Annotated in this window: 2 protein-coding genes; both read left to right on the top strand. The window is 67.0% G+C overall.

The annotated features are described in order from the left end of the window. Nucleotides 1–152: 152 nt before the first annotated feature. A complete protein-coding gene (locus ACEN88_RS25775) occupies nucleotides 153–2,069 on the top strand; it encodes a methyl-accepting chemotaxis protein (RefSeq protein WP_413344250.1) in 1,917 nt (638 codons plus the stop codon). Nucleotides 2,070–2,085: 16 nt separating this feature from the next. After that, nucleotides 2,086–4,177, top strand: a 2,092-nt coding sequence (locus ACEN88_RS25770; RefSeq protein WP_413344248.1) for a methyl-accepting chemotaxis protein, incomplete at its 3' end; no start/stop codon positions are given.

Here is a 4,177-nt window from a genome sequence, read left to right as displayed (position 1 = left end):
GCCCGGCACGCCGCGCGCCCGCGCATCCGGCCGCGACGCCGAAGCGCAAGGGCATCGCCATGCACAACCCCGCGTACGCCGCCGAGGCGGACCTGGACGAAACCAGTTTCACCCGTTTCTGATACCGCGCAGCCGCCCCGAGGAGACCTGCCATGTTCCGTAACCTGAAAGTCAGCGCCCGCCTGGCACTTGGCTTCGGCACCGTCAGCGTGTTGCTGGCCGCCGTCGTCGCGATGGGCATCCACAGCGTCGCCAGCGTCAGCGACAACGTTGGCGAGATGGCCAACGACAAGTATCCGAAGGTCGTGCTCAGCTACGACGCGATCGGCAACATCCACGAGATCGCCACCGCGATGCGCAACATCGTGCTGACGGAGGATCCGGAAGCGACCCGGCGCGAGCTGGCGCAGTTCGACGAATCGCGCAACGACCAGCGCGCGGATATCGAGAAGCTGCAGAACCTCGTCAAGTCGGCCTCCGGACGCCAGATCATGGAGGGCATGAACCAGCAGCGCCAGAAAAACCTGGTGGTGCAGGACCAGTTCGTGCGCCTCATCCACGAAGGCAAGCGCGCCGAGGCCAGAACACTGCTGACGACGCAGATCCAGCCGCTGCAGGACGCGTACATCAAGGCGATCGAAAAGCTGATCGATCACCAGAATGCGTCGATGGAGCAGTCGGCCACGGACGCGTCGGCCGAATACGTCGAGACCCGCAACCGCCTCACGCTGCTGGGCGCCGCCGCGGTCCTGATGGGCATCGGCATGGCTTTCTGGATCACGCTGAGCCTCACCCGTACGCTGGGCGGCGAGCCGGCCTACGCGGCCGACCTGCTCAAGCGCATCGCGAACGGCGACCTGTCCGGCGACGTGACGCTGCGCCGCGGCGACAACGACAGCATGCTGCACGCCGTCGGCCAGATGGTGGCGAAGCTGCGCCAGGTGATCGCGGGCCAGCGCGCCGTCGTGGAAGCGGCCAACCGGGGCGAGTTCGGCGTACGCGTCGACACGGCCGGGATGCAGGGGTTCCAGAAGGAGATGGGCGATGGCCTGAACCAGCTCGTGACGACGATCGGCGCCAGCATCGACGACGTCGTGCGCGTCATGTCCGCGCTGGCCGAAGGCGACCTGACGAAGCGCATCGACAAGGATTACCAGGGCGCGTTCGCGAAGCTGAAGGATGACTCGAACGGCACCATGGACCGGTTGGCGCAGGTCGTCGGCGACGTCAACGGCAGCGCCCAATCGCTGGCGTCGGCGTCGGAAGAAGTCAGCGCGACGGCGCAGGCGCTGTCGCAGTCGGCGTCCGAACAGGCGGCCGGCGTCGAGGAGACGAGCGCCTCGCTGGAACAGATGACGGCATCGATCTCGCAGAACACGGAGAATGCCCGTGTCACCGACGGCATGGCCACGCAGGCCGCGCGCGAGGCGGCGGAAGGCGGTGAAGCGGTGAAGGCGACCGTCGCCGCCATGAAGCGGATCGCGAAGCAGATCGGGATCATCGACGACATCGCCTACCAGACCAACCTGCTGGCGCTGAACGCCGCCATCGAGGCGGCCCGCGCCGGGGAACACGGCAAGGGCTTCGCCGTCGTCGCCGCCGAGGTGCGCAAGCTGGCCGAACGCAGCCAGGTCGCCGCGCAGGAAATCGGCGAAGTGGCGACGGGCAGCGTGGAGCTGGCCGAGCGCGCCGGCGGCCTGCTCGACCGGATGGTGCCGAACATCCGCAAGACGTCGGACCTCGTGCAGGAAATCACGGCCGCGTCGGAAGAGCAATCGGCCGGCGTCGGCCAGATCAACGCGGCGGTCGGCCAGATGAGCCAGACGACGCAGCAGAACGCATCCAGTTCCGAAGAGCTGGCCGCGACGGCCGAGGAAATGAGTTCCCAGGCCGAGCAGCTGCAGCAGGCGATGGCGTTCTTCAAGCTGGACGCGGGACACAGCATCAAAGCGGCCGCCGGCAAGCCGTTCAAGACAAATACGGCGAAGCGCCATGCCCCGAGGACGATCGGGACGCTGGCACTCGCCCCGGTCGGCGCACCGGACGAAGCCGACTTCGCACGCTTTTAAAAATCAAGGAAATACCATGACAGTTGTAAAGAAGATGATCCTGCTCGTGCTGGCAGCGCTCATCGGTATCGTCGCCCTGGCGGCAATGGGGCGCTACCAGCTCGTCCGCGTCTACGATGCGGCCAGCTATGGCACGGTCAATTCGATTCCCAGCTTCCTCGCGCTCGACGAAGCGTTCGAACAGCTGGCCGTGTACCGGACCCGCGCGTGGCAGCATATCGCCCAGACCGACGCGGACAAACTGGCCGCGATCGACCAGCAGATCGGCGAGAACCGCCGCAAGATCGACGAGGCGCTCAAGAAATACGAGTCGCTCGTTTCGGACGACAAGGACAAGGCGCTGCTCGCGTCCGACCGCGCCAGCCTCGCGGACTACGGCCGCATCGTGGACGAGGTGCTGAAGCTCTCGCGCGGCGGCAAGAACACGGAAGCGCGCGACCTGATGATGGCGAATGTCGCCCTGGCGGACAAGAACTGGGAAGCGTTCGCGAACCACCGCAAGTACAACGAGGAACTGGCGAAGAACGGCGGCGCGCGTGCCATCGCGATCCAGAACTCGGCGGAGACGATGTCGCTCGCCTTTGCCGTCGCCACGCTGGCGGCCGTCGGCCTGCTCGGCTTCTACATCACCCGCAGCCTGCTGGCCCAACTGGGCGGCGAACCGACGTACGCGGGGGCCGTCATGGCCCGCATCGCGGGCGGCGACCTGGACGCCGACATTCACACGAAGCCGGGCGACGACGCCAGCATGCTGGCCGCCGTCAAGGGCATGGTCGCGAAGCTCACTCAGGTCATCGACGGCCAGCGCGCCGCGGTGGAAGCCGCGAACCGCGGGAATTTCGATGCGCGCGTCGACCTGGCGGGCCTGCATGGCTTCCAGAAGGAGATGGGTGAAGGCCTGAACCAGCTGATGGCGACGACCGGCGCCAGCATCACCGATGTGGTGCGCGTGATGGGCGCGGTGTCGCGCGGCGACCTCTCGAACCAGATCGACAAGCCGTATCAGGGCGCCTTCGGCGAGCTGAAGGAATATACGAACAACACCGTGCACAAGCTGACGCAGGTGATCGAGGGCCAGCGCCGCGTCGTGCAGACGGCCAATCGCGGCAACTTCGACGAGCGCGTGGAACTCGCGGGCCTGCAGGGCTTCCAGAAAGAGATGGGCGAAGGCCTGAACCAGCTGGTGGCGACGACGAGTGCATCGGTCGAGGACGTGGTGCGCGTGATGGGCGCGATGTCGGAAGGCGATCTCACCAAGCGCATCGACAAGTCCTACGAGGGCGAGTTCGCCAAGCTGAAGGAATACGCGAACAACACCGTGGACAAGCTGGCGCAGGTGGTGGCCGAGGTCAACGCGGCCGCCGATTCCCTCGCCAGCGCGTCCGAGCAGGTGAGCGCGACGGCGCAGTCGCTGTCGCAGGCATCGGGCGAACAGGCGGCGGGCGTCGAGGAGACGAGCGCGTCGATCGAGCAGATGACGGCATCGATCGCGCAGAACACCGAGAACGCGAAAGTCACCGACGGCATGGCGACCAATGCTGCCAGGGAAGCGACCGAAGGCGGCGCAGCCGTGAAGGAAACCGTGGCCGCGATGAACCAGATCGCCAAGAAGATCGGCATCATCGACGACATCGCCTACCAGACCAACCTGCTGGCGCTGAACGCCGCCATCGAGGCCGCCCGCGCCGGCGAACACGGCAAGGGCTTCGCCGTCGTCGCCGCCGAGGTGCGCAAGCTGGCCGAACGCAGCCAGGTCGCGGCACAGGAGATCGGCGAAGTGGCGACCAACAGCGTGGAGCTGGCGGAACGCGCCGGCACCCTGCTCGACCAGATGGTGCCGAACATCCGCAAGACGTCGGACCTCGTGCAGGAAATCACGGCCGCGTCGGAAGAACAGTCGGCCGGCGTCGGCCAGATCAACGCGGCGGTGGGCCAGCTTGCCCAGACGACGCAGCAGAACGCGTCCAGCTCCGAAGAACTGGCGGCGACGGCCGAGGAGATGAGTTCCCAGGCCGAGCAGCTGCAGCAGACGATGGGCTTCTTCCGCCTCGCGGCCGGCGCGGCGGGCCCCACAGCCCCCCCCCCCCCCGCGCCCCGGTGTCGTATAA

The sequence above is a fragment of the Massilia sp. CT11-108 genome (assembly GCF_047302915.1).
Classification (GTDB): domain Bacteria; phylum Pseudomonadota; class Gammaproteobacteria; order Burkholderiales; family Burkholderiaceae_D; genus Telluria; species Telluria orientalis.
Note: the sequence above shows the minus strand (reverse complement) of the source record. Positions and strands in the feature narration are given on the sequence as shown.

Bases quoted from the DNA above. Each gene is read 5' to 3' on its own strand.
- ACEN88_RS25775 (WP_413344250.1), top strand. From the start codon at position 153: ATGTTCCGTAACCTGAAAGTCAGCGCCCGCCTGGCACTTGGCTTCGGC.